The 25,554-nt window shown below is 36.8% G+C and carries 26 protein-coding genes and 1 tRNA gene; 7 read left to right on the top strand and 20 right to left on the bottom strand.

The features are described 5' to 3' along the window. The 3 genes from GSM_RS02380 to GSM_RS02370 form a co-directional block, all read right to left on the bottom strand. A partial coding sequence (locus tag GSM_RS02380; RefSeq protein ID WP_003687073.1) for a DUF771 domain-containing protein occupies nt 1-338 on the bottom strand: 338 nt, incomplete at its 3' end. Nucleotides 339-351: 13 nt separating this feature from the next. Next, a complete protein-coding gene (locus tag GSM_RS02375; RefSeq protein ID WP_003687074.1) occupies nt 352-1,122 on the bottom strand; it encodes a phage repressor protein/antirepressor Ant in 771 nt (256 codons plus the stop codon). 12 nt (nt 1,123-1,134) lie between these two features. Beyond that, complete coding sequence (locus GSM_RS02370; protein ID WP_003687076.1) at nt 1,135-1,377, bottom strand: helix-turn-helix transcriptional regulator; 243 nt, start codon at nt 1,375-1,377, stop codon at nt 1,135-1,137. Nucleotides 1,378-1,527: 150 nt separating this feature from the next. Between GSM_RS02370 and GSM_RS02365 the strand changes: the two genes are divergently transcribed. The 3 genes from GSM_RS02365 to GSM_RS02350 all read left to right on the top strand — a co-directional run bounded on the left by GSM_RS02365 (nt 1,528) and on the right by GSM_RS02350 (nt 4,514). Next, on the top strand, nt 1,528-2,157 hold the full coding sequence (locus GSM_RS02365; RefSeq protein WP_338048385.1) for a LexA family protein: 630 nt from the start codon (nt 1,528-1,530) through the stop codon (nt 2,155-2,157). A 408-nt stretch (nt 2,158-2,565) separates the two neighbouring features. Continuing rightward, nucleotides 2,566-3,267 carry a hypothetical protein gene (locus GSM_RS02355; RefSeq protein WP_003687086.1) on the top strand — a complete coding sequence of 234 codons (702 nt, stop codon included), beginning with the start codon at nt 2,566-2,568 and terminating at the stop codon, nt 3,265-3,267. A 116-nt stretch (nt 3,268-3,383) separates the two neighbouring features. After that, nucleotides 3,384-4,514, top strand: coding sequence for a tyrosine-type recombinase/integrase (locus GSM_RS02350; protein ID WP_003687088.1), 1,131 nt, complete (start codon nt 3,384-3,386; stop codon nt 4,512-4,514). 113 nt (nt 4,515-4,627) lie between these two features. Here GSM_RS02350 and GSM_RS02345 read toward each other — a convergent pair. The 11 genes from GSM_RS02345 to GSM_RS02295 form a co-directional block, all read right to left on the bottom strand. Beyond that, nucleotides 4,628-4,715: transfer RNA gene (locus GSM_RS02345), tRNA-Ser, on the bottom strand. A gap of 58 nt (nt 4,716-4,773) precedes the next feature. Further along, nucleotides 4,774-5,523 carry an NADPH-dependent oxidoreductase gene (locus GSM_RS02340; RefSeq protein WP_003687090.1) on the bottom strand — a complete coding sequence of 250 codons (750 nt, stop codon included), beginning with the start codon at nt 5,521-5,523 and terminating at the stop codon, nt 4,774-4,776. Nucleotides 5,524-5,594: 71 nt separating this feature from the next. After that, nucleotides 5,595-6,011, bottom strand: a complete 417-nt coding sequence (locus tag GSM_RS02335) for a hypothetical protein (protein WP_003687091.1) — start codon at nt 6,009-6,011, stop codon at nt 5,595-5,597. Between the two features lie 258 nt (nt 6,012-6,269). Continuing rightward, nucleotides 6,270-6,746 (bottom strand): transcription elongation factor GreA, encoded by a 477-nt coding sequence (greA, locus tag GSM_RS02330; RefSeq protein ID WP_003687093.1) that lies wholly within the window; start codon nt 6,744-6,746, stop codon nt 6,270-6,272. Nucleotides 6,747-6,771: 25 nt separating this feature from the next. Then, the gene (gene udk, locus GSM_RS02325; protein ID WP_003687095.1) at nt 6,772-7,428 is read right to left on the bottom strand and encodes a uridine kinase; all 657 of its coding nucleotides are present in this window, start codon (nt 7,426-7,428) and stop codon (nt 6,772-6,774) included. A gap of 23 nt (nt 7,429-7,451) precedes the next feature. Further along, nucleotides 7,452-8,585: an endolytic transglycosylase MltG gene (mltG, locus tag GSM_RS02320; protein WP_003687097.1), complete on the bottom strand. Its 1,134-nt coding sequence runs from the start codon at nt 8,583-8,585 to the stop codon at nt 7,452-7,454. A 151-nt stretch (nt 8,586-8,736) separates the two neighbouring features. After that, nucleotides 8,737-11,145: a phenylalanine--tRNA ligase subunit beta gene (gene pheT / locus GSM_RS02315; protein WP_003687099.1), complete on the bottom strand. Its 2,409-nt coding sequence runs from the start codon at nt 11,143-11,145 to the stop codon at nt 8,737-8,739. Between the two features lie 6 nt (nt 11,146-11,151). Then, entirely contained in the window at nt 11,152-12,198 is a 1,047-nt protein-coding gene (gene pheS / locus GSM_RS02310; protein WP_010077738.1) for a phenylalanine--tRNA ligase subunit alpha, read from the bottom strand. A gap of 496 nt (nt 12,199-12,694) precedes the next feature. Next, nucleotides 12,695-13,033 carry a winged helix-turn-helix transcriptional regulator gene (locus GSM_RS02305; protein WP_003687112.1) on the bottom strand — a complete coding sequence of 113 codons (339 nt, stop codon included), beginning with the start codon at nt 13,031-13,033 and terminating at the stop codon, nt 12,695-12,697. 91 nt (nt 13,034-13,124) lie between these two features. After that, nucleotides 13,125-13,625, bottom strand: coding sequence for an HD domain-containing protein (locus tag GSM_RS02300; protein ID WP_003687114.1), 501 nt, complete (start codon nt 13,623-13,625; stop codon nt 13,125-13,127). A gap of 101 nt (nt 13,626-13,726) precedes the next feature. After that, nucleotides 13,727-14,500, bottom strand: coding sequence for a TrmH family RNA methyltransferase (locus tag GSM_RS02295; RefSeq protein ID WP_003687116.1), 774 nt, complete (start codon nt 14,498-14,500; stop codon nt 13,727-13,729). A 97-nt stretch (nt 14,501-14,597) separates the two neighbouring features. On the opposite strand from GSM_RS02295, the gene GSM_RS02290 reads away from it, so the two are divergent. Further along, nucleotides 14,598-14,870 (top strand): acylphosphatase, encoded by a 273-nt coding sequence (locus GSM_RS02290; RefSeq protein WP_003687118.1) that lies wholly within the window; start codon nt 14,598-14,600, stop codon nt 14,868-14,870. A gap of 109 nt (nt 14,871-14,979) precedes the next feature. Beyond that, complete coding sequence (yidC, locus tag GSM_RS02285) at nt 14,980-15,897, top strand: membrane protein insertase YidC (RefSeq protein WP_003687121.1); 918 nt, start codon at nt 14,980-14,982, stop codon at nt 15,895-15,897. A 93-nt stretch (nt 15,898-15,990) separates the two neighbouring features. Here the strand turns inward: yidC and nth are convergent, their stop codons facing one another. The 6 genes from nth to GSM_RS02255 form a co-directional block, all read right to left on the bottom strand. After that, nucleotides 15,991-16,638 carry an endonuclease III gene (gene nth / locus GSM_RS02280; protein ID WP_003687123.1) on the bottom strand — a complete coding sequence of 216 codons (648 nt, stop codon included), beginning with the start codon at nt 16,636-16,638 and terminating at the stop codon, nt 15,991-15,993. A 4-nt stretch (nt 16,639-16,642) separates the two neighbouring features. Continuing rightward, on the bottom strand, nt 16,643-17,371 hold the full coding sequence (locus GSM_RS02275) for a DnaD domain protein (protein ID WP_003687124.1): 729 nt from the start codon (nt 17,369-17,371) through the stop codon (nt 16,643-16,645). A gap of 83 nt (nt 17,372-17,454) precedes the next feature. Next, on the bottom strand, nt 17,455-18,756 hold the full coding sequence (asnS, locus tag GSM_RS02270) for an asparagine--tRNA ligase (protein WP_003687126.1): 1,302 nt from the start codon (nt 18,754-18,756) through the stop codon (nt 17,455-17,457). Nucleotides 18,757-18,769: 13 nt separating this feature from the next. After that, a complete protein-coding gene (locus GSM_RS02265; RefSeq protein WP_003687129.1) occupies nt 18,770-19,951 on the bottom strand; it encodes a pyridoxal phosphate-dependent aminotransferase in 1,182 nt (393 codons plus the stop codon). Nucleotides 19,952-19,970: 19 nt separating this feature from the next. Further along, nucleotides 19,971-20,465, bottom strand: coding sequence for a cell wall elongation regulator TseB-like domain-containing protein (locus GSM_RS02260; RefSeq protein ID WP_003687131.1), 495 nt, complete (start codon nt 20,463-20,465; stop codon nt 19,971-19,973). Between the two features lie 91 nt (nt 20,466-20,556). Further along, nucleotides 20,557-23,358 carry a helicase C-terminal domain-containing protein gene (locus tag GSM_RS02255; RefSeq protein WP_003687133.1) on the bottom strand — a complete coding sequence of 934 codons (2,802 nt, stop codon included), beginning with the start codon at nt 23,356-23,358 and terminating at the stop codon, nt 20,557-20,559. Nucleotides 23,359-23,601: 243 nt separating this feature from the next. On the opposite strand from GSM_RS02255, the gene mvk reads away from it, so the two are divergent. Together mvk and mvaD are read left to right on the top strand one after the other, a co-directional pair. Next, nucleotides 23,602-24,564, top strand: a complete 963-nt coding sequence (mvk, locus tag GSM_RS02250; RefSeq protein WP_003687135.1) for a mevalonate kinase — start codon at nt 23,602-23,604, stop codon at nt 24,562-24,564. Beyond that, entirely contained in the window at nt 24,564-25,532 is a 969-nt protein-coding gene (gene mvaD, locus GSM_RS02245; protein ID WP_003687137.1) for a diphosphomevalonate decarboxylase, read from the top strand. The genes mvk and mvaD overlap by 1 nt, the downstream gene beginning before the upstream one ends. Nucleotides 25,533-25,554 lie beyond the last annotated feature (22 nt).

The raw sequence follows: 25,554 nt of genomic DNA, 5'->3' as shown, positions 1-25,554 counted from the left end.
CATTTTGGAATTTTTGCATTCCAGTCAATTCTGTCGAAATTTTCTTCCATCCAATCGCAAGCCTTTTCTGCTCTGATTTGATAGCTAGATCCTCGACCTTTTGAAAAAATACACCACCCTTTTCCGTCTTTATATTCAATTTCATCTCTGAAAGCGTAGAGTATGTTATCTAACACCCACGTTTTATGACGGTTAAAACAACAATTTCTTTTGAACTCCATGAGGCTCCACGTTTTTCCATGAACAATTTCATCTTTTATTTCCTTAAGATCAACATTATCAATTAGTGTTTTGCCCTCAGGAACAGGAATTGTTACCGTCGCTTGAAGTTGTTGCATATTGATCACCTCCTTATGCCTCCAATACTTTTCCATTGAAAAATTTATTGATGAAGTATTTCTGCCCCTTTCCAGTTACAAGAGGCGTATATCTTGTTTCCATTTCTCCCGAATTATGAACAATTGGATTAGGTTTTAATTCAAACAATCCCATATCCATTGACCGTTGAGTTGGATAGTTACGTGAGTGCCCGTATCTTGAAATTAAATATCCATTTTCACGCAACCACTGGAATAATCTGTTTTGACCGATATTGATTCCCTTTTCTTTCAAAATAGTTGCAAGCGCCTTAACTGAAATACTATTAACCGAGTTTTCAACAACAGCACCTAAGATTGCATGAGGTTTCATCTTGTCGTTTTCTTGCTGCAACTTCTTATGTGCCTCTTGTTCATCTTTTAAAGCTGTTAAAATCTGAATCATATTCTCAGGTTGGGCTAATGTTTCCTGCAATGTTTCTGGTGTCATGTATGCACCGTGTTTGCGAATTGACGGTAAGACTTCGCCTGTGACCCAGTCTTGAAATTTTTCAGCAGTTTCGTTATTAGCCTTGATTGCTAACTTATAAAACTGTGGTTCAGTAATGAAATCACCTTTCTCCACTTGTGGAGAATTTAAATATTTGCGCACTCGTTCCCAGCGGACATATTTAACACCTTGTTTTTCAAGGAAAATTCCCAATCCAATCGCTGCTTGTTCAGCGTCAAATTCGATTGAGTTGTCCGAGTTTACCTTGATTGGTAAATCGATATTCCTATTTGTAAAATGCTTTAATTGATTCATATTTTGTTCCTCCTATTCTGTGACTTTGTTACGATTTAATCGTAATTGACGGCAAAAAATAATATCGTCGTAACTGATATTGAATACTTTTTCAATCACTCTGAGCTTCTTTTCATCAGGTGAAGTGATCCCACGTTCATAGTTTCTCCACGTTTCAAGCCCCACGCCAATAGCCTCAGCCGCTTCTTTTTGACTTAGCCCATAAGTTGCACGTAAGCCTCTTAAAGTTACTTTGAAATGTTTTTGAATTTCCATTTGTTTTTCACCTCCTCTTTACATTTTCAATATTAATACGATTAAATCGTAAAGTCAACAACAAAATACGAAAAAAACATATTTTTTTGTTGATTTTCTATTTACTTTTTACGGAACAGCCGTATAATATATGTAGAAAGTGAGGTGAAAATGATGAGTGATTTAGGAAACAAAAGGGTTCTATCTGATAATATTAAAAGGTTTATGAAACAGCACGGAACCGAGAGGTCAAAAATGGCTGCTGATTTAAACGTTAAATATACAACCTTAACTGATTGGATAAATGGAAATGCCTATCCAAGGATTGGCAGTATTGAAAAAATGGCAGATTATTTTAACGTTGAAAAATCTGATTTAATTGAGAGAAAGCCTGATAATGTTATTCCAATTACTAAAACGGTTAAGATTCCACTATTAGGGGAAATAGCTTGTGGCGATCCGATACTTGCAGAGGAAAACATAGAGGAGTATATAGATGAGCCTGTTAATTATCTGCCTTCCGGCACATGTTTCTACTTAAAGGCTAAAGGCGATTCAATGAAGCCTACAATCCCGAGCGGATCAAAAGTTCTAATCCGTCAACAACCAGATGTAGAAGATGATGAGATAGCAGCTGTTCTGATGACTGAAACTAATGAAGCTACATTAAAGAGGATTAAGCGGTCAAATGGAACAATGTTCTTAATGCCAGATAATCCGGAGTTCACACCAATTATTGTTGGCGAGGATAATCCTGCTCGCATTTTAGGTAAAGCCATACGATATACGAGTGATCTATAAAAATAAGCCTTAGTTCATCATGCTGGGGGGCAGCGAACTAAGACTTATAAAATGATCTGAGTAAAATATACCACTACTCAGATATTTTTACATAATGATATATATTTAACACATAATAATTTAAAATAAGAAATAAAAAGGGCTGATGATATGGCTGCTATAATTATTATACTAATGTTCATACTTTGGAAAATGTTTAAATTTTCTTTTAACGTTATACTTCCGTTATTGTTTTTAACTCTTATTATTTTGTGGATAGCAGAAGCAATCAAAATACTGTTTCCACTAATTATTGTAGCTGTTGGTGGATATTTAGTTTACCGCACTAGGAACTCTTCTTTGTAATTAATATTTGCTTAGTCCAAAGACTGATGACTTTAAAAGCTGAAAAAAAGGAGGCCAAATATCATGGCTAAAAAGGTGATTAAGGGAGAAGACGGAAAAGAATACGAGGTGAAAACAAAAAAGCCATTTTATAAACGCATTTGGTTTTGGATACTTATTGTAATTGTCTTATTTATCGGTTTTGGAACTATGGGAGGTTCTGGAAGCTCGAAAAGTTCTGAGTCAGCCTCTGGCAAAGCAACTGCGCATAAAACTACAAACTCAGAAAAAGGAGAATCGTCAGCTAAAAAATCAGATGCATCTAGTATTACTGTTGACTACAACAAATATGCTGTAGGTAGTACTAAATCCTTTACAACTAATTACACAGATTCTAGTTGGAACGATGCCACAGTGACTGTTAATAAAGTAACTATTTACAAATTAACCAAGCCACATAAATATAATTCTGCTAATGATGGTAAATTTAATGCCGAAGGCTTTGTAAGACTGTATTTTACAGTTACAGCTAAATCTGATATTAGTTTATATGCTACACAAGGAACTGCAATTTATTCGAACGGAGAACAACATGAAGCGGACTCTTTAGAAAATTGGGATGGGGATATTAACAACGGTGCTACTAAAACTGGTGCTGTAACATTGCCTGTTGAAAGTCTTGCAAACACGTCTAGTTTAACTACTATTAGATATAAGTTTACAGCTAATCCGCAATCTGATATGAGTGTAGAAAAAGATTATGATTTTACTCTTAATTTGAAATAAAATAATAAAATAAAAAAACACACTCGCCCCTACCAGAGATTGAGTGTGCATCTATCATATATATAGGGAAACTATGCCCTATTTACCTATTTTAAAATAAGAAAGGAGTTTTGACAATGGCTTATGTCAGACAGCATGGAGATAAATGGCAAGTTCGTATGACATGGATTGATGTTGACAATAAGCGGCACACTAAAAATAAAAGTTTTTCTTCAAAGCGTGAAGCTATTTCATATGGCAATAAGTTAGAGGTTCTTAAGCAGAATGGTTTTGCCTCAGTTGACTCATCATCTTACTTCCCTGATTATTTTTGGGAATGGTTTCAGACCTATAAGGAATCAAGTGTTACCGAACGAACTAAAAAAACTTATGAGCAGACATATAATGCGTTAAAAAAGTATTTTAGTCGAACTGCTATTGAAAAAATAGATCGCAGAAAATATCAGCTCTTTATTACTCAATATGGTTCTAAACATGCTAAGTCAACAGTTAGTAAGTATAATTCATTAATACATGCCTGCGTGAAAGATGCAATTTATGATGGCACTATTCAAAGGGACTTTGTACAAAATGTAAACTTGGTATTCGATAAAAGTAAAAAACGTAGCATAGATTATCTTAGTATTGCAGAAACCAAAAAGCTTAGTCAATATTTGAAGTCCACACTCAACCACAATTTCACTTCTAAATTCATGATATTGCTAGCAATGTACTCTGGAGCTAGGCTCGGCGAAATTCAAGCATTGACATGGAAAGACATTAATATGAACTTTAAAACTGTAAGTATTAACAAGTCTTGGAATGAAACCACAAAGAAATTTAAGGAAACAAAAAACGAGTCATCCGTGAGAACGATTCGTTTAAGTAAAAGCATATTAGTATGTCTAGCACAGTTAAAGGTTAATCAAAGCAAACAAGTATTTGAAAATCAATACCACACAATTCCAACTTCATCTGCTGCAAATAAAACACTCAGGCAGTCGCTTAAAGAATGTGGCATCAATAAGCCCAGTTTTCATTTTCACTCGCTCAGGCACACACACGTTGCTTTCCTACTTGCAAAGAACATAGATCTATACATTATCGCTAAACGGCTAGGTCATTCTGATATATCTACTACTAGTCGAGTATACTCATATCTTATTGACGAATATAAGACACGTTCGGATAATCAAATAGAAAATGTAATCAGCGAATTATTTGATGAACCAAGTGAAATTAATTCTTCTAAAAATAGTCTTGCGTGATTCTTGCGTGACGAGTTTTGTCTTTTTATGACTATTTAAGTTTAAATGAAAAATAAGAATGCTGTTAAATCAACGTTTCTAGGCTTACAAAAACCAACTAAGACCATATAATAAGGAGAGTACAGGATTTGAACCTGCGCGCCGGTATAAACCGGTTCGCCGGATTTCGAGTCCGGTGCATTACCACTCTGCCAACTCTCCAACAACGATAAATATTATATCAATTATCAGGGTGGAATGCAATGCAATCATAAACTAATTATTTTAGGCATAGACCTTGATTATACAAAACTTCTAATAATTCATCCCGCAGAGTCTTCTTTGCCCCTAACTTCTTAGAACTTACTTGTTTTGTGAATGAGTCAATTCGGCGATTAGAATCCCGCAAATCATAATATGTCTGTACAATCTCGTCATATTCTTTTAAATCAGAAACGTTAATCTCATGATAATCATTTTCAAAGAAAATCGCATCTAAGGGCAGGCGCGGTTTCAACTGCGGTTTCTGATCTGCTATTCCAACTTGTAATCCAAGTATTGGAAACGTCATCTTAGGCAGCCTTAATACTTCTAACAATGCTTTCGGGTTGTTATTAACACTTCCTAAAATAACTGCCCCCAATCCCATACTTTCGGCTGCATTAACCATATTTTGCACTGCCAAAACAGTATCCTCTACACCCTGCAAAAAAATATCTGTTTGATGCAACCTACCATCATCTTTACCTAATTGATGCCGTATACTTTGATTCCGGTGTAAATCGACTACAAAAATAAATAAGTCACCGTTTGTTCCGACATATTTTTGCCCAGATATTTGTCTAATGCTCATCCGTTTTTGTTCATCGGTAATATGTAATATGGAAAATTGCTGCATAAACATACTTGATGAAGTGTGACTTGCCACCTCTATCAGTGTAGTCAACTGTTCCTCTGTTAGTGTCTGGTCTTTAAAGGCCCTAATTGTTTTATGGGTAACCTGCTTATCGATAGTTGCATTCTTAATCATCTGGAACAACACTCCTTCATATATAAAATGATGATATAATTCTACCACTTGCTTCGCAATCTAGGAATCTTTTATTCAAAATTTAACTCAAACGAATCTTCTTTGACTGAACCATCGCGGTACACGAATACAGAATATGCTGTTCCCGTCATTGCACCTTCTGCAAGTGCGGTTTTAGAAATTGCCTTCACAAAAAATTTCTCATCATCACACCATAGGCAGTTCCAAGTCCAATCTCCGTCATTGTTACCCAATTGTGCTTCCACCGTGGAAACAGCATCACTTTTACTATGTATTTTTATCAAATCAGGTCCGTCAGTAATACGTACCAGATTGTTTTTAGTATTTGATTTTTCCTCAACAGGTTCTTCTCGTAAATGATTTTCAAAATTATCTTTTACGAGAACCTTTTTCTTGTTTTGTCTGTACAACAATATACCAACCAAAGAAGCAGTAATACAACCATAAATAAGTATTGATTTTTTCATATATTAACAACCCTTTCACTCGCATATTATACCCCAAAATTTTATAATAAAATAATATACAGCGATTTAAACGCAAAAAAAGAGCGGATCAAAAATTAATGTTTGACCTACTCCTCTATTATTTTGGATAAACGCGTTCCATAAGTTAAAATTTCCCGTCTAACTTCGAATTACCTACAACAAATTACCAGTCATGCTCGCAATTCGCGTTAGTACTCAACTTTTACCGTCTTATGTCTCACTTTCCTCAATTGGATCTTATTTAACTTCAGTAATCTTAACTTTCATTGAGCCACCTGGTGTTTCAATTTCAACGACCTCTCCCAAACGATGGCCTACCAGCCCCTTCGCAATCGGTGATTCATTTGATATCTTACCAGCAAATGGATCTGCTTCCGCAGCCCCAACGATTGAATATGTTTCAGGTTCTTCATCGGGCAATTCTTGGAAAGTTACCGTTTTTCCAACAGCAATTTCATCCGCATCAATATCGCCATTATCAATAATTTCTGCGTGATTCAACATTTGTTCAATTGTTTTTATTCGTCCCTCAACAAAAGACTGTTCATCTTTCGCTGACTCATATTCAGAATTTTCAGACAAGTCACCAAAACTACGTGCAATCTTGATTCGCTCAATAATTTCCGAGCGTTTTGTTGTCCTAAGTGTATTTAATTCCTCTTCTAATTTCTGCTTTCCCTCAATTGTCATGGGGTATGCTTTCTCTTCTGCCATATCTTATGACTCCTCTCAAAATAAATTAACTGTGCGAATGTCTATTATGACGAAGAACATCACGGATCTTCGTTGTTAATAAATCAATCGCTACCTGATTCGCACCGCCTTCAGGCACAATAATATCTGCATATCGCTTAGTGGGTTCAATAAATTGATGATACATGGGTTTAACCGTCCGCAAATACTGTGAAATTATTGATTCCAAGGAACGCCCGCGTTCTTCAGTATCCCTTTTTATTCGTCTAATAATTCTAATATCATCATCAGTATCAACAAAAACTTTAATGTCCATTAAATCACGAAGGCGTTGATCATTAAGTACCAGAATCCCTTCAACAATTATTACTTCCTGTGGATCTTTTATTAGTACTTTGTCACTCCTAGTATGTGCACTATAATCATACACCGGAACCGCTACTTGCTTCCAGTTTAAAAGATCTTTCAGATGTTCGATCAGCAAATCAGTATCAAAAGCATCTGGATGGTCATAATTAACCTTTATACGCTCTTCAAAAGACATATCATTTTGATTTTTATAGTATGAATCTTCTTGGACCATCAAAAGGGAATGTTGCTTTAACTGGTTAAATATCGCCATACTTACAGAAGTTTTACCACTGCCCGAGCCCCCTGTAACTCCAATAATAACAGGTCGTTTCTTGCCCGAATTTGCTGTCATCTCTTGTTTCCCCTTTGCTTATTTTAATTATTGTCTTTTTCTAACTTAGCTGTCAGTTTTTGATGTTCAGCGTATGTTTGTGAATAATAAACCTTTCCAGTCTTAATGTTTGCGATAAAATACAAATAATCCTTGTCTCTGTCGGTTGGATTCAACACTGCTTTTATCGAATCAATACTTGGATTATTGAATGGTCCTGGACCCACACCTGTATTCTTATATAAATTGTAAGGTGAATCGACCTTCAAATCCTTATAAGTAACAGTTTTTTTGTGTTTTCCAAGAGCATACAAGACAGATATATCTGACTGTATCTTCATATTCTTGTCCAGTCTATTCTCAAAGACACCTGCAATCTTCTTTCGATCCGAGTCTGTCACACCTTCTCGTTCTACTAATGAAGCAAGTGTTATTACCTTTTGAACAGTCCATCCTTTTTCACTGATTTGTGAATAATAGGGTCTCATCATCTGATCAGTTTTCATGACCATTGAGGTAACTAATTGTTTCAATGTACTTTTCTTCCCGACGGTATAAGTTGCAGGGTACAGGTAGCCCTCTAGCTTGTACCTTACATCTTTTGCATCCACCGCCGATCCCAACAAATCAGGATATTTTTCTTTTAATTCATTTAAGAAATCTTTATTATTCAATAATGCCAAGAAAGCTTTCTTCTTAAAACGTGTCTTTTTTTGAATGACATCACCAATTTGATCAGCTGTTACACCCTCTCGAACCAGCACTTTCCCAGAATTTTGGGGCTCACTTGCGCCACCTTTTTGCAGCTTAAGAGCTATTTGTTTTAAAGTCATAGAAGGTTTTAATTCATAATATCCTGCCTTGAACTGACCGTATTTCTTTGCTTTGACATAATAATCAAAAACGAAACCACTTTTGATTACATTTTTGTTCTCTAAAATACTTCCAATTTGCTTAGTTGTGCTGCCAATTGGTACTTTAACTTCGATCACCTTACTACTCTCAGGATTCAATGGCTGTTTCGCACTTTCGAAGTAATGATGACCGATAATTCCTATTACAACTAATAAAACAACTATCAGGAGCAACACTCCTCGAACAATCCGATTCGCGAAAAGTTTATTGTCGTTATTTTTATTTTCCTGCAAATCTATATTGTCCTCATTCTTGTTATTCAAAGTATCCCTCCATTCGAAATACAATATCTATTACATTATACATAAGATTACTTGAATTTGCACCAAGATTCAAAATTACTTAATATATAAAAAATTAGTTTATACGAAAAAAGCCATAGACTTCTATTATCCATAGCTTTTTCGTATCAAATTAACGAATCTCTACATTAAATTTCTCTTGTAATTTACTCATTACTTTTTCAAAATCAGCATTAACGACATCATCTGCCAGAGTCTTCGAGCTATCACTATATGTTAATTCATAGGCCAATGATTTTTGTTCAGCGCCTATTTTAGCCCCTTCATAGACATCAAAAAGCTGAACCTTGCTTAAAATTTTCCCACTTTGTGCTTTAATAAAGTTAATAATATCAGCATTTTCGATATCCTTGCTTACAGCTAGTGCAACATCACGAGTGATGACAGGATATTTTGAAACAGGTTGATATACAATCAATTCATTATTGAAATCAATAATCTTTTGCAAATCAAGTTCAAAGACGTATGTTCTTCCTATCCCGTATTCCTTCGAAATATTTGGATGAACTTCACCTATAAATCCAATAAAGAGATTACCCACAAAGATATCAGCTGTTCTACCGGGGTGCATTTCCTCATGCTTTTGTGACGTTTCATAACTAATATCTGTGACCCCTAGCTTAGTTAACAAGTGTTCAACAACGCCCTTGGCAACATAAAAATCTATCTGCTTTTTCTCATCATGCCATGACTGTGCTGAATATAATCCCGTCATTGCCGCAGCTACGTGTTCAACTTCGCGTGGTCGATCACTATCTGCATCACGATAAAAAACACGTCCCTGCTCATATAACATCACATCTGAAACTTTACGAGCATTATTATAAGCGACATCATCTAATAAACCACTAATAAGGTTCATCCTGACAGTTGTTCTATCTGAACTCATCGGGAAATCCAACTTGGTTGGCTGGGCATCTTCCATCATAAATCGTTGTGCTTTCTTATCCGAAGTCAGTCCATAAGAGATTGCCTGCATCAATCCTGATTCTTCCAAGATGCTTCTTGTATCACGAATTACTTGCTGCTTATACGTATACTTTCCTGGTGTTAATTCACCGCTAGGTAAGGTTGCTGGTAAATTATCATAACCGTAGATTCTCGCAACTTCTTCGATTAAATCAGCTGGAATGCTGATATCCCATCTCCTTGCAGGTACAGAAACCTTGAAGGATCCTGTCTTTTCCTCAACACCGAAACCAAGTCTCTCAAAAATATCCCTGATTTCTGCATCTTGTAATCCAGTTCCTAATACATCATTAATTTTTTTAGTCGTAATAGTAACAACTATCGACTGGACATTAGCTTGCGCACCAACTGCAAATCCTGAAATAACTTTCCCATTTCCTAACTCAGAAATCAATTGTGCTGCCATATCCAATGCTTCTGCAACTGTTGCACGATTAATTCCACGCTCAAATCTCATAGCGGCTTCACTATGCAGATTATGTTTTCTAGCAGTTTTACGAATAGCTGATGAATTGAAGACCGCAGCTTCGAGAGCAATAACTTGTGAATCCGCCGAAATACCACTATTTAGGCCACCCATTGTGCCTGCTAGAGCAATGGGACCATTATCATCAGCAATCACAATATCACTTGATAAAAGTTCTCTTTCTTCTTCATCGAGTGTTTGCAGTGTTTCACCTGGTTTAGCAAGGCGAACTTCGATCCTTTTACCAGTAATTTTTTGATAGTCGAAAGAATGTAATGGTTGTCCATAGTCCAATAAGATATAGTTTGTGACATCAACAACATTGTTCATTGGACGAATACCAGCGTTCCATAGACGCTTTTGCAGCCACATTGGACTTTCTTTAACCTGCACATCTTTGATAACACGCAACAAGTAAGTTGGAGCCAACTCCTTATCAGCTTCTACTTGAATATAGTCAGAAATATTATCGGTTAAATCTTCTTTCAATTCAGGTTTCTTTAAAGTTACCTTTTTATCATAAATCGCTGCCAATTCATGAGCCGTTCCCCTCATACTCAGCATGTCTGCCCGATTCGGCGTAACATCAAGATCTATGATATCTTCATCCATCCCCAAGTATGAATATACTGGTTCACCTGGTTTAGCATCAGCTGGAAGAAAATATATTCCATCAGCATAAACCTTTGGAACGACGCTATCTGAAAAGCCAATTTCTTGAAGCGAACAGATCATCCCTTCGGAAACCTCTCCCCGCATCTTGCTTCTTTTGATTTTAACATTCCCAGCAATTCTCGAATTAGGTAACGCTACAATCACTTTTTTGTTTGCAGCAATGTTCGGTGCTCCACAAACAATTTGTAATAAGTCATCTTCTCCGACATCAACTTTGCAAATATTAAGATGATCTGATTCAGGATGTTTCCTAACTTCGACAGTAAAACCAACCACAATCTTTTTTAATTTTTTATCAAGTCTAGATACACTATCAACTTCAACTGCCGTTCTTTCAATTTTCTCGGCCAATTCTTCTGGATTAATATCTAAATCAATATAATCTTTGAGCCACTTTGTAGAAACCTTCATTTGTCTTTATCCTTTCTGCGCAAATTGTGATAGGAAGCGAACATCATTTAAATAGAACTCACGAATATCATCGACCCCGTATTTTAACATAGCAAAACGATCTGGACCCAAACCAAATGCGAAACCACCATAGGTTTCCGAATCAACTCCTGCCATTGTCAAAACATTGGGATGAACCATTCCAGCTCCCAAAACTTCAATCCAACCAGTATACTTACATACAGCACAGCCTTTACCTTCACACTTAAAACAAGAAACATCTACTTCAACTGAAGGTTCTGTAAATGGAAAATAACTTGGTCGTAATCTGATTTCACGTTCATCTCCAAAAACAGTACGAGCAATGATCTGCAAAGTTCCTTTCAAATCAGCCATCGTTATATGCTTGTCAATAACAAGCCCTTCAACTTGATGAAATTGATGAGAATGTGTTGCATCATCAGTATCACGGCGATATACCTTACCTGGTGAAATCATCTTTAATGGTCCCTTGGTGAAATCATGTTTTTCCATGGTTCGAGCCTGTACTGGAGAAGTCTGTGTACGCATCAGAATTTGTTCAGTAATATAAAAAGTATCTTGCATATCACGTGCAGGATGATCCTTAGGTAAGTTCATCATTTCAAAATTATAATGATCTTCCTCAACCTCAGGTCCATCCACCACTTGATAACCCATTCCGAGAAAAAGTTTCTCAAGTTGGTCAATAACCTGCATTATAATATGTGGTTGCCCAGCCTTGACTGGAACACCGGGTAAAGTAACATCGATTTTTTCTTTTTCAAGCTTTCTAGCAGTTTTGATTATCTCTAATTTCTCGCGACGTTGTGTAATTGCTTCTGTTAATTCATCGCGTACTTTATTTGCCAGGCTGCCAACAACAGGACGTTCCTCTTTTGAAAGATCCTTCATTCCGCGCAGTACTTCTGTGATAGGCCCTTTCTTGCCCAATAAATTAACTCTAATTTCGTTAATTTTTTTTAAATCTTCAACAGTACCAATTTCACTTAACGCCTTGACTTTTAATTCTGTTAATCTATCTTTTAAGTCCATTTGTTTTTTCCTTTCTTTTTAAGCAGAGTGTGACTCTCATGGGACAACTCCCGCGTGCCAATACAAGTTGCAAATATAGTCAGGATAGCCATATATGAATTAAGCACGATGAGTTGATAAATCTTGTTCATTCGCAACAACAGTAAAAAAACATTTTACTCAGTTACTCTTTTTCAAAAAAATATTTTTTAAGACAAAAAGACCCCGTCCCATCAAAGGGACGAGGTCTCGCGGTACCACCCTTGTTCTAGCAGCAATAACACAATTGTCAATTGTCATCACTATCCAGCACTTTCATGTTAACGCCCATGTAAGCGGCACATCATTCATTATGTCTAAATCCCGATGGCAACTAAGGAAATGAAATTCAGATAATCATATATGGAATAATCGCAGCAAACATATTCCTCTCTGACTATAATAAAAATCCTACTATCTTCCGTCAATGTCTTTACTCTTTATAGAGTCTATACTCCCATGTGTAATCCGTCAAGTCCTACTTGCAATCATCAAGCGTATACCATTTCTTTGCCCAATCATGCAATTCACTCATAACACAGTGAAGATCTTCACCACGCTCAGTTAAACTATAAACTGGCCTACAGCTATCCTCATATATAACACGCTCCAAGAGTCCCTCTTCTTCAAGTTCCTTAAGACGTTCAACCAAAACTCTATCACTGCATTTATCAACCTTGTTAGCAAGATCACGAAAACGCTGAGGTCCTTCAGTTAGTAGAACATCAATTATTAATCCATTCCATTTTCTTCCCAAAATACCGAAAGTTTTTTCAAATCGTGGACACTGAACATAGGTTTCAACTGTTTTTTGCACTATCTTCACCTCCAAAACTATATTACCATATTCATAATTACACGAAAAAAGCCTCACCGTCAAATAAAAAGGCAAAGTTTTTTCAACTTAATTATTTCACAAATTTTAAATGTTTCTTTAAAAGTCCCTCGTAACGATTAAATAAAGGTACGCTTACTTCAGAGGTCGCCTCATATTTATCAACCATTGTCACAATGTAACCCTCAAGGTAACGAGGGGGAGCCACAGTTGCACCCCACATATGTTTGATTATGATATCACGTTCCATTGCCGATAAATTCGTAATCTTTTTTGCATTTCGTACTGCAATTCGTGGATGAATCCATGCATGTGTACCGTTATCAAACTTAGTTGTGCGCCAGTCATAATAAAATAAATCATGAAGTAAACCGGCTCTCGCAGTCGCACGAGCATTCAAATGCATTCTCTTCGCAATTCGATAACTATCAAAGGAGACTGCAATCGAATGCTCCAAACGATTTGAAAAATAATGTTGTCTAAAATCAGCTAACCGTTGGACTTCTGGAGTTTCAAGAAGCTCACCTACATAGCTCATATATTCTGAATCATCTTGCCATTCATTTTTTTTCATGCAATACCCCTCTTAATAAAGTTACCTCTATCATACCCAAATTTGTGTAATTTGCAATTCTTAAATATTAAACTTGCAAGTTTGTAAACTAATCTTAATAATTATTTCTTTAACGTATACATTAAAATTCCAGCGGCTACCGCTACATTCAAAGATTCAGCCTGACCAATAATTGGAATATACAAATTATGCTTAGTCAACTTCAGATGTTTTGCCTGAACACCATTGCCTTCATTGCCCATTATTAATCCAAAATCAGAATATTTGCCAATTTCATTATAACTCTTAGCATCTTTGTTTAACTCTGTTCCAAATGTGGGGATATCATTTTTCTCTAATTCGACAATAAAAGTCGTCAAATCAGACTGCAGCAATTCCAAATGAAACTGGCTTCCCTGCATCGAACGAACAACTTTTGGCTGATACAAGTCCCCGGTTCCATCTCCAAACACAACACCTCTAAAACCTGCAGCATCTGCCGTCCGAATCATAGTTCCAATATTCCCAGGGTCTTGGACACTATCAAGTAATAACCACGCACCAGTTAAATCTGATGGTAGCACATTCCTAGAATCATCAATCATAATAATTGCAAAAATGCCTTGTGGACTAGGAGTCTCGCTTATGGCATGTGCAACCTCCGATGAAATATACGTAACCTCTGCTTTTGTTGAATTAAATTCATTGAATTCATCAATATATCGTGAATCTGGTACAATTAAGAAACGCTTAATGCTTTCGTTGGCTTGAATTGCCTCTTTAACAAGATGCCATCCGTCCAGAATGTATTGTTTCTGATTTAAACGACCCTTTTTGGAAGAAAGTTTTTTCCATTCTTTAACCTGTTTATTCTGGGGTGATTGAATAATCTCCATCAATATCTTCTCCAATTTAATAATTTCTAACCAAGTATAGCATATAACGATGAACTTAAATCATACTAATATATAATGAAGTAAAGGAGTGTTTATCATGAAATCTATCAAAATAACAGTCCATGGCAGGGTCCAGGGGGTTGGCTTCAGGTATTGCACAAAAATGGTAGCAGACCAATTAAATATAAAGGGAATAGTGAAAAATCAAAGTGACGGTTCTGTCTACATTGAAGCACAGGGCGACCCACAGGCAGTTCATAGTTTTGCAAAAAAAATTATCGCCTCTCCTGCTCCAAGTGGTCGTGTATCTAATTACAATATCGCCGATAATAAAATAAAAAATTACACTTCATTTAATGTTGTCTATTAATTAAGAATCCAATATTTCTTAATTAATTATTATATTACTAAGTGTAATTGAAAAAGTACCATATATAAAGTATAGTAAGTAGCGTAGTTTATTTGAAAGGAACAATACAATGAAAAAAATGAAACGCCTTACTATATTACCAGTATTCGTTGCTGCTTCTTTGATTTTAAGTGGCTGTGTACAAAGGACTAAGAGTGGTAAACCTTATGGCTTGATTTATGACCATTTAGCTATACCCACACAACACGTTATCGATTGGCTAACAAGTGTAATGGGCGGCAGTTATGGCTGGGCAATAATAGCAATTACCTTTATCGTAAGAATGCTGCTTATGCCTTTAATGTTAAAACAAGCTAAGGGTGCAACAATCCAGCAGGAAAAAATGGCTTCCGTTCGCCCACAAATGGCTGCTATTCAAGAACGACAGAAAAATGCTTCATCAGCTGAAGAAAAAACAGCAATTAGTCAAGAAATGATGGCATTGTATCGTGAGAATGGCATCTCCATGACAGGTGGCATTGGTTGTTTACCGTTACTTATCCAAATGCCGATTTTTGCGGCCTTATACGCAGCAATTCAGTATTCACCTGAATTGTCAAAAACTTCTTTCATGGGAATTAACCTTGGAAATCCAAGTATTATTCTTGCTGTTTTGACAGTACTGATCTATGGCCTGCAAGCCTATCTTTCACTTTTTGGTATTGCTCCCGAACAAAAGAAGCAAATGCAATCGATGCTCTTTATCACACCTATCATGTTGGGTGGTATGACATTTGTTTCACCAGCTGGTCTTGGACTATACTTCTTTGTCGGTGGAATTTTTGCTTGTTTACAAACCATTTTAGTAAATATTATGAGACCAAAAATTCGTGAAGAAGTTGCAGCTGAATTAAAGAAAAATCCGCCCAAGAAAGTAGTAACTCCAGTGGTCGAGAAAACTGAAGTCAAAAAGAAAAGTAATAAAGATTCTGACAGACCAAATAATAACCGCTTGCGTAATTCAGGAAAACAGCACCGTAATAAATAATAGCTGTTCATAGGTTTCAATTCATTAATAAGGGGACTGTGTCAAAATTAAGCTTTGACACAGTCCCCTTATTAACTTATACATAAATTGGTGTTAACCTTTCTCGACACGACGTTTCCCTTCCGCACACATTTTAAGTAGTGGACAGCTTTCGCATTTAGGTGACCTAGCCATACACTGGTATCGCCCCCAATATATCATCCTAAAATGCGCGGCAATCCAAATAGATTTTGGAAGTTTTTTCATCAACGTCTGTTCAATTTTTAGGACATCAGCATCTTGTGCAACCATTCTAAGGCGCTTAGATACCCTTGTGACATGGGTATCAACAGCAATTGCAGGTATTCCAAAACATTCAGCCATGACAACATCCGCGGTTTTTCTACCAACACCTGGCAATGACATCAGTTCTTTGCGAGATTGTGGAACAACTCCATGAAAATCAGAAACAATTTTTTGAGCGCATGCAACCAGATATTTTGCCTTATTACGATATAAACCAATCGTTTTAATCAGTGTCATCACATCAGCAACATTAGCCTCTGCTAACTCATATGGTGTTTTATAGGTTTCAAAAAGCTTAGGACTTAATATATTCACTGCTTTATCAGTTGTTTGAGCACTCATAATAACAGCTAGCAAGAAATGAAAATCTGTATCCGCAACAAGCGAAGAATGTGCATTGGGAAATGATTCACCCATTATTTCAATTGCCTTCAAACATTCTTCATCAGATAACATTTATTTACTCCTCTTTTTTATTATTACTATTTGACCAATGATATAAAGGAATGCTTGGCTTATCTGGATCATTTTTTATCCTGCCTTGACTCGATGAACTATCCTGAGTCTTTATTCTTTTTCTTTGCTGTTCGCGCTGCACATCCTGTGCAGAGCGAATATTTTGTCTTTCCCAACTTAATAAAATTCGGTCAATATATTTTAAACTGTATGCCTGATTCAACACTGCTTCTCTCAATGCCAGCAGAATTAATTCAGGCAAATAATTATCCTTGTGCAGCCAAAGGTTAACCGTTTCAATCTCAATCGGAGACAACGGTCTGCCAAATTCAACTTCAATACTTTGAAAAACTTTTTCCTGAGCGGTCTTCAAATCTTTATTCTCCAAAGAATTTTGTTTTTGTTGTTCCATAATTATTAGTTTGTCAAATAATTTTTTGAATTGATAGACATCATGCTTGATTCCGGTTTCATCTTGAATACTAGCTATTTCCATAACGTTTTTCTGGATTAAGCTGTGCATTGCTTGATAAACGTCAGCCTCGTTTTTGCCCATTCTCCTAGCAATGAGTTCTATCTCTGGAAAAGAATCACCTGATTGGGTCGCACTCATTATCTGGATTATTAATATCATCTCGGTCTCATTCAAACCAAGCATTGGATAATTATAAAGGACAAGATTAGAAATAGTTGTCTGACCTGCTTTAAGATATTCTTCGAACGCTTTATCCATTCATACTCCCCACTCTTCATTTTTAAATAAAAGGCCGTCAAGATAATATACAACATTACCCCAACTGCCCTTAACTTGCTTCCTTATGGATAAATTCTGTTTAACAAACGTGGAAATGGAATTGACTCACGAATATGTTCCTCACCGGTAATCCACGTAATTGCTCTTTCAAGTCCCAAACCAAAGCCAGAATGAGGCACACTACCATAGCGACGTAAATCTAGATACCATTGGTAATCGTCCTTGTTTAGTCCAGCTTTTTCGATTTGTGCCTCTAAAAATTCTGGATCAGTTGCTCTTTCAGAGCCACCAATAATCTCGCCATAACCTTCAGGTGCAAGTAAATCAGCACTTATAACAACATCATCGCGTGTTGGATGTGGCTTCATGTAAAATGGCTTGATTGCTTTAGGATAGTTCAAAACAAAAACTGGTTTACTAAAATGCTCAGCTAAATATGTTTCCTCGGGTGAGCCAAAATCGTCACCCCACTCAGCATCAGGAAATTCACCAGACTTTTGCAATAACTCCACTGCTTCATCATACGAAATTCTTGGAAATGGGAGCTCAGTGTACCTTTTGAGAACATCAACATCCCGTTCTAAGATTCCAAGTTCATATTCACAATTGTCTATTACACTTTGAACCAAGAAAGCAATATATTGTTCTTGAATTTCAAGACTTTCTTCCTGGTGCATAAAAGCCATTTCAGGTTCAACCATCCAAAATTCAATCAAATGGCGTCTTGTTTTAGATTTTTCAGCTCTAAATGTTGGCCCAAAAGAAAAGACTTTCCCATATGCCATGGCACCGGCTTCCTCATAAAGCTGTCCTGATTGTGAAAGATATGCATCTTTATCAAAATATTTGGTGTGAAAGAGCTCTGTTGTCCCTTCTGGAGCAGACCCTGTCAATATAGGTGCATCAATTTTGATAAAACCTTCCTTGTTGTAAAACTCATAAGTTGCCCTAATTACTTCATTTCGAATCTTCATTACTGCAAATTGACGCTTGGAACGCAACCACAAATGACGATGATCCATTAAGAAATCAACACCATGTTTCTTGGGTGAGATTGGATAATTCTCACTTTCACCGACTTTTTCAATTCCCGATAACTCTATTTCGTAACCAAATGGTGAACGTGCATCCTCATGGATAGTTCCAGTTACATATAGGCTTTCCTCTTGTTTAACTTCCTTGGCAAGAGCAAACACTTCTTCGCTGACATTGTTCTTAACCACTACTCCTTGGAAAAATGCGGTCCCATCACGCAACTGCAAAAAAGCAATCTTTCCACTTGACCTCTTATTTGTGAGCCAAACTCCAATTTTTACCTCTTCACCAATATGATTTTTTGCATCAATAATACTAATTGTTTTCAACAAAAGAATCCTCCTACATACGTTTTTCAATAAATGCTTTCATTCTCTTAATAGCTTCCTCTAAGCTCGCTAAATCAGTGGCGTAACTCATTCTGATATGGTCAGGCATTCCGAAGGCACTCCCAATAACTACTGCCACATGAGCTTCGTCTAATAATGCAGCTACAAACTCATCGGTAGAAGCAAAACCGGTCAATTTCACGGTTTCCTTTACATTAGGGAATAGGTAAAATGCACCTTGCGGTTTGTTTTTCAAAGTAACTCCTGGTAATGCAATTAATTCAGGGTAAACCTTATTCAATCTTTCTTCAAAAGCAACTCGCATCTTTTCAACTACTTCTTGCGGGCCTGTCAACGCTTCAAGAGCAGCGTACTGGCTGACTGCAGCAAGATTGCTTGTAGCATGACCAATCAATGCGCCCATTTTCTTAATTACTTTTGCAGGTGCAACCGTGTAGCCAACTCTCCATCCGGTCATCGAATATGCCTTGGACAAGCCACTAACCAAAATCGTCTGTTTTCTAATCTCATCACCAAGTTCGATCAGAGATACAAAATGCTCGCCATTGTATACCAACTTACCGTACATATCATCAGTAATAATTACAATGTCATGCTCAACGGCCCAATTACCGATTGCTTCAAGTTCATCCCTTGTATAAATCAGCCCGGACGGATTCTGAGGTGAATTAATAATCACGATGCGTGATTTGTCTGTTCTTGCCTTCTCAAGCTCTTCAACAGTTACCTTCAGACCATCTTCTGGTGTAACAAATACTGGTACCCCACCGGCTATTTTTACCTGCTCACCATAACTTACCCAATAAGGCAAGGGGATTAAAACCTCATCGCCTTCATCCAACAGTGTTTGAGCTAAAACGTATAAAGAAAACTTGCCTCCAACTGTCACGGCAACTTGATTCTGCTCATAATTGACCCCGAAATCAGCCGCAATTCTTGCACAAACAGCTTTTTTCAGTTCATTGATTCCTGTAGCTGGAGTATAAAAATCAGATTTTCCTTCCTCAATTGCCTTAATTGCAGCTGCCTTAATATTCTTCGGAGTATTAAAATCAGGCTCACCAACACCTAGATTAATAACATCAATCCCCTCGGATTTCATTTGTTTTGCCTTGGCAGATAATTCAAGCGTTGCTGATGGTTGGATTTGCATTACTCTTTTTGAAATTTTCATAAACTATGCCCTCAATCTACTAAATATTTTGAATAGATTTTACCATGTCGCCATTTTTGTACGCATACAGAATATAACAAAGGTTTCCTGACTTGTTAAGATACGTTACTTCCCAAACAGGCTTGTTAGACCAGAGTCCCAAAGACGCCTTTAGAATTTTTTTTGGTTTTTCTTTTTTTACCAAAGTTATGGCATCTTTTTCAGTAATTCCTTTTTTCTGCTGTAATATCTTGGTAGCCCCGCCCTTCTTGGCAATAATAACATAAATCTTTTGCTTCTTGGAGTTCGTGCCAGCTACCGTGAAATAAGTCTTTTCCCTGTTAAATAAATAAAAATCTGTTTCTGTTTTTAAATCAGCATGTTTGCGTGCAAAACTAACTGCATTCTTTTCAGCGGTTTCTCTTGGTGCTTGTGCTTGCCACCAGAAGATAAATACACCAAAAAGCAAAATCACTGTGCCAGCAATCGCAAAGAGTTTTTTTGTGCCACTACGATAACCTTTTGCTCTTCTCATAAGAACCTCGCATATCATTTAAATTAAATATATTATTATCAACATCCGTACTATTATAACAATAATACTCATGTATTTGAAGATAGCGCCTCTAATTTTCCCAAAAATCAAACAAATAATTCTGAATTTCAGTTGACTCGATAATTCTTACCGGCATCTCATGTGGAAAGACCTCTCGCAATTTAGCACCATAGTTTCTTGAAACCACACGGCTATCTAAAACAATTACGACTCCTCTGTCTTCCTTCGTTCTGATTAATCTTCCAAGGCCTTGCTTTAAACGAAACATCGCTTCCGGCAACGCAATCGTATTAAATGAATCTTGACCTTGACTTTGTGCCAGCCGATACTTTGCACGATTGACCAATGTATTCGGCGGTTGAAATGGCAATCGTGTAATAACCAGAAGTTCCAATCGATCTTTAGGCAGATCGATTCCCTCCCAGAAAGTACCCGAACCAAGCAAGACCGCATTGTCACCTAATTCAAACATCTTGATTATCTTTTCATTGCTGCCTGTAATTCCTTGAGCAATAATCACTCTTTTGTCAAAAACTTCTGATTGACGTAAATAATCATAGACTTTAGAAATCATTTCAAGTGAATTAAACAAAATCATAGTTTGCTTATTATTATTGCTTAAAATGTCCTCTATAACTTTACCTAAATACGCAATGTACCTTTCAGTGTCTGTAACGATATCAGGAGCATCAGCGACTAACAATCCCAATGCTTGTTTATGATAGTCAAAACCACCTTCAAGTCTTAATACAGGTGTCTCAGATGCTAAATCAAGCTGGTTTTTCATATAGTCTGACCCTTCAGGTAAAACTAACGCAGCACCAACAAAAAGTGTATGCTCAAACTTCGAATAAACAAAAGGCGAGAGATAGTTATTTGTTTTAAAAATTCCAAAACTAAGCCGTAAATGACCATTTATTTGTTTCACTGGAATTTGCAGACTAATTACTGTTTCCTCAGCTATCTGATCAAGTTCATCAAGTTCAAATCGATGCCAGTTCTCCAATGCTTTTAAAAGTTCAAAACCACCATCAAGAAAATCTAGTACAAATGTTTGCGCATTTCGATCCAACCTTTCTTGATTTTTGAATTCAATAAATTTTGTCTTTAACTGCAATAGCTGTACCTGAAATTTTGCTTTAGCCTTGGCAACTTTTTGGTAATCTGCAAGATTTTCTTTCACAAATCCCTGGAACTTACTTGTCTTTACAGCAACTTCATTAAAAGCATCCTCCCCATTTTCTTTTTTCTCTTTCTGGAGGAATCTACTGCGTAATAACTCTCTTAACGCTGGTACTCTCTTATCGATTACTCTGATCTGTGCTGCAATTTTTTTCGACTCGGCCGGTGTCAGAAAATACTGTTGCTCTAACTCCTTGAATGAAAATGACCTTTGTGAGCCGATTTTAACTAAAAGTGTGTCTGAAATGATTTTGATCAAATCAAAATCAATGACTGCGCGGTTACTCTTTAACGCGATACTTCCAAAGTGCTGTGCTTCGTCAATAATCAATGATTTCTTCTTAAATCTTCCGAGCCCCTCAGCATGATTTAACAGATAGGAGTGATTTGTAATTATCAAATCGGCCGAGGCTTGTTTCAACTGTTGCCTTAACACAAAATCATGTGTGTAATAAACACTGCCACTATCAATGCTCAACGGTCCTTTATGTGTTATGTCATCGAAAAGTGGGTCTTGCATTTTAGTCAGATGGAGTTCACTCAAATCGCCGGTCTTAGTCATTGTTAGCCAAACAACTATGCGCAGCTGTAATAACCTCGATGGTTTATTCTGCGGCTTGCCCAGAGACAAAGCAAATTTCTGTAAATCTATGTAATTATGGCTCCCCTTCAAAACAGCTACCGTAAAATTAAATGGCATTATTTGTCTAAGCAGTGGAATAGTCTGTTCCAACAACTGCATTTGTAAAGTTGTAGTCGCTGTCGATACTACACTTGGGTGTCCTTTGACTGCAGCATATAGAGCAGGTATCAGATATCCTAATGTCTTGCCTAATCCAGTCGGTGCCTCAATCATAAGCAGCTTTTCTTTTCGCTGTACTAATAAACGATATACCTCGTCCATCATTTCTGATTGTGTTGGTCGCCATTCCAAGAACTTACCAAACAAGTTTTCCTTTTTCTCACGAGTTTGCGGATAACCACCCTCTCTCATGCTCTCAATTGTCAGTGTTTCCGTTCTTAATACTAAATCACCAACAACTTCAAGATAGTTCGGCAGCTGTTTTGTCTGCGCTTGCTTTTTTTTAAGAGCAGCAGCAAAACAAGATCCTGTTTGAAAAAGGAGACTTTCACTAAACCTATTAATTATTCTCAAGACCTGAACTGGTAGATTATCAATTGCCTTTAACAGCATCAAAAAAAGTTTTGCCGTAACAAAAGCATCACTATCAGCGTGGTGTGGGTGTTCATGTCTGATATCGAAATACTCACCAAGATATGTTAGACGATAGCTTGGTAAGGTAGGTAAAACAATTTGACTCAACTGTACAGTATCAATTCCATGAATATTTAGTTCTGGATAGCCGCAACGCAAAAACTCTTCGTTTAAAAAACGATAATCAAAATTGATATTATGCGCAATAAACACTGTTCCTTGCAGTAAAGAATAAATTGTACCTGCCATATCTTCAAAAAAAGGTGCTTTCCTGACATTTTTGTCACTAATACCTGTTAATTTTTGAACTTCAATGGGAATTGGCATCCCAGGATTAATCATTGTATTAAATGTATTAACTATTTCTTTATTTTTTATAAAAACACAGCTGAACTGCAGCATCCTATTGCTGCCATCCATACTTGTGCCAGTCGTCTCAATATCAACAACTGCATATGTGGTTGTCGAGCGCATTAGTCCACCGACTTTCTAGCTTAATCTATTCGCAATTTTAGCACAAAAACAGATTCTTTACGTCCTTTAGAGAAATTTATCTTGCAAAATATTACAATAATAATTAAAATTTTACTTAATTGTGCTTTTAATTACAGATATTTGTCATATTTATGATAAATATGTATAATCTATTTGCTTGTACAACTTATGAACTTACTGCGTTATAGATACTATCGCAAGAAAGGAAGCGGCATTTTGACTATGTTTCATGCCCATTTTAGTGAAGGAGTAAGCCATGCTAAGATAATTTTGATTGGTGAACACTCCGTTGTTTATGGAAAACCAGCAATTGCCTTACCTTTGTCTGAGGTTAAAACAACTGTCACAATAGAACAAACCTATAATATGCCGTCTTCAATAAAAAGTCGGTATTTTGATGGTCCTTTAACATCAATGCCTAACGCAATGAAAGGACTAAAGCACCTAATATTATTAATTTTAAAGAAAAATAATAAACAGGATCTCTCATTTACAATGACCATAAAAAGCGATCTACCCGCTGAGCGTGGTATGGGCTCTTCTGCTGCAACAGCAATTGCAGTTGCCAGAGCCCTCTACAATTTTCTTGGGTTAGAGCTTACACAAGAAGAACTGTTGGCCCTTGCTAATGTTTCTGAAATCGACATGCATGGCAATCCAAGCGGCTTGGATGCGGCTACGTCAGCTAGTAACCAACCAGTTTGGATGATCAAGGATCATGAATTAAAAGAAATTCCAATTCATCTTGATGGTTGCTTATTAATTTGTGATAGTGGCATTAAAGGCAAGACTGGTGAAGCAGTTGCCAGTGTCCGCAATCTACTCCAAAAAAAGCCCTTTGAAACATCTATTTTATTAAATAAGCTTGAAAAATTAGCATATGATGCGAAAAAGCAGCTCAATAACAACGACATTTCTGGATTAGGGGATACTTTTAATCGAGCACATGAACAACTCAAAAAACTCGGTGTCAGTGATGAGAAGTTAGATAGATTAATTGCCATCAGTAAAGAGCTTGGTTCACTTGGCAGCAAGCTAACCGGTGGCGGTCGTGGCGGCTGCTTCATTTGCTTGATGCCATCCAAAGAAGTGGCACAGAAAGCTGAGTATGTCCTAAAGCGTGAAGGCGTCACACAAACTTGGATGCAACCATTAGGAATTACCGTAACGGAGGAAGTTAATTAATGAATGCGACAACTTACACAGCTCGCGCGCACACTAATATTGCCTTAATTAAGTACTGGGGGAAAAAAGATGAAGAACTAATTCTCCCAATGAATAACAGTCTCTCTTTAACGCTGGATCGTTTCTATACCGAAACAAGTGTTACATTTGATGAACAACTTAAAGATGATTTGTTTTTGCTTGATGGCTCTAGAGAAAATGGTAATAAGGTCAGCAAATTTCTTGATATTGTTCGAAAAAAAGCCGAGATTAATATAAAAGCAAAAGTTATTTCACAAAACCATGTACCTTCTACAGCAGGACTGGCCTCCTCGGCTTCGGCTTATGCAGCTTTAGCATTAGCTGCAAGCAAAGCCGCAGGATTGAGCTTAGATAAAAAAGAGCTCTCACGTTTAGCAAGGCGCGGTTCTGGTTCGGCTTGCCGCTCCATTTACGGTGGTCTGGTCGAATGGCAGAAAGGCACTGATGATCAAACTTCATTTGCATATCCACTTGAGATGCCTAATAATTTTGAAATTACGATGGTTGCCCTTGTTGTCAATGCAGATTACAAAAAAATCTCTAGCAGAGCCGGTATGAAACGCGTTGTTGAAACGTCTCCCTACTATCCGGCTTGGGTCCAAACTGCAGCTAAAGATCTTAAAAATATCAAACAGGCTATAGTAGAAAGAGACTTTGAAACTTTTGGCGAAATTGCTGAAGAAAATGCAATGAAGATGCATGCCCTGAATATGAGTGCTCATCCTCATTTTAATTATCTTGAACCGAATTCAATAAAAGCCATGCAAATCGTGGAAAAGTTGCGTTTAGAAGGTGTATCCTGTTATTATACTTTAGATGCTGGACCAAATGTAAAAGTCATCTGTCTGAAAAGGGATGTTAAAGTGATTGCAGGCACTCTTTCAGACAGTTTTGGTCAAGAAAAAGTGCTTGTAGCTGGACCTGGACCTGCTGCGCACCTAATTTAACTTATTGTCGAAGGGACATGAT

This window comes from Liquorilactobacillus mali KCTC 3596 = DSM 20444, from assembly GCF_000260415.1.
Taxonomy (GTDB): Bacteria; Bacillota; Bacilli; order Lactobacillales; family Lactobacillaceae; genus Liquorilactobacillus; species Liquorilactobacillus mali.
This window is presented reverse-complemented; position numbering and strand designations above follow the sequence as displayed.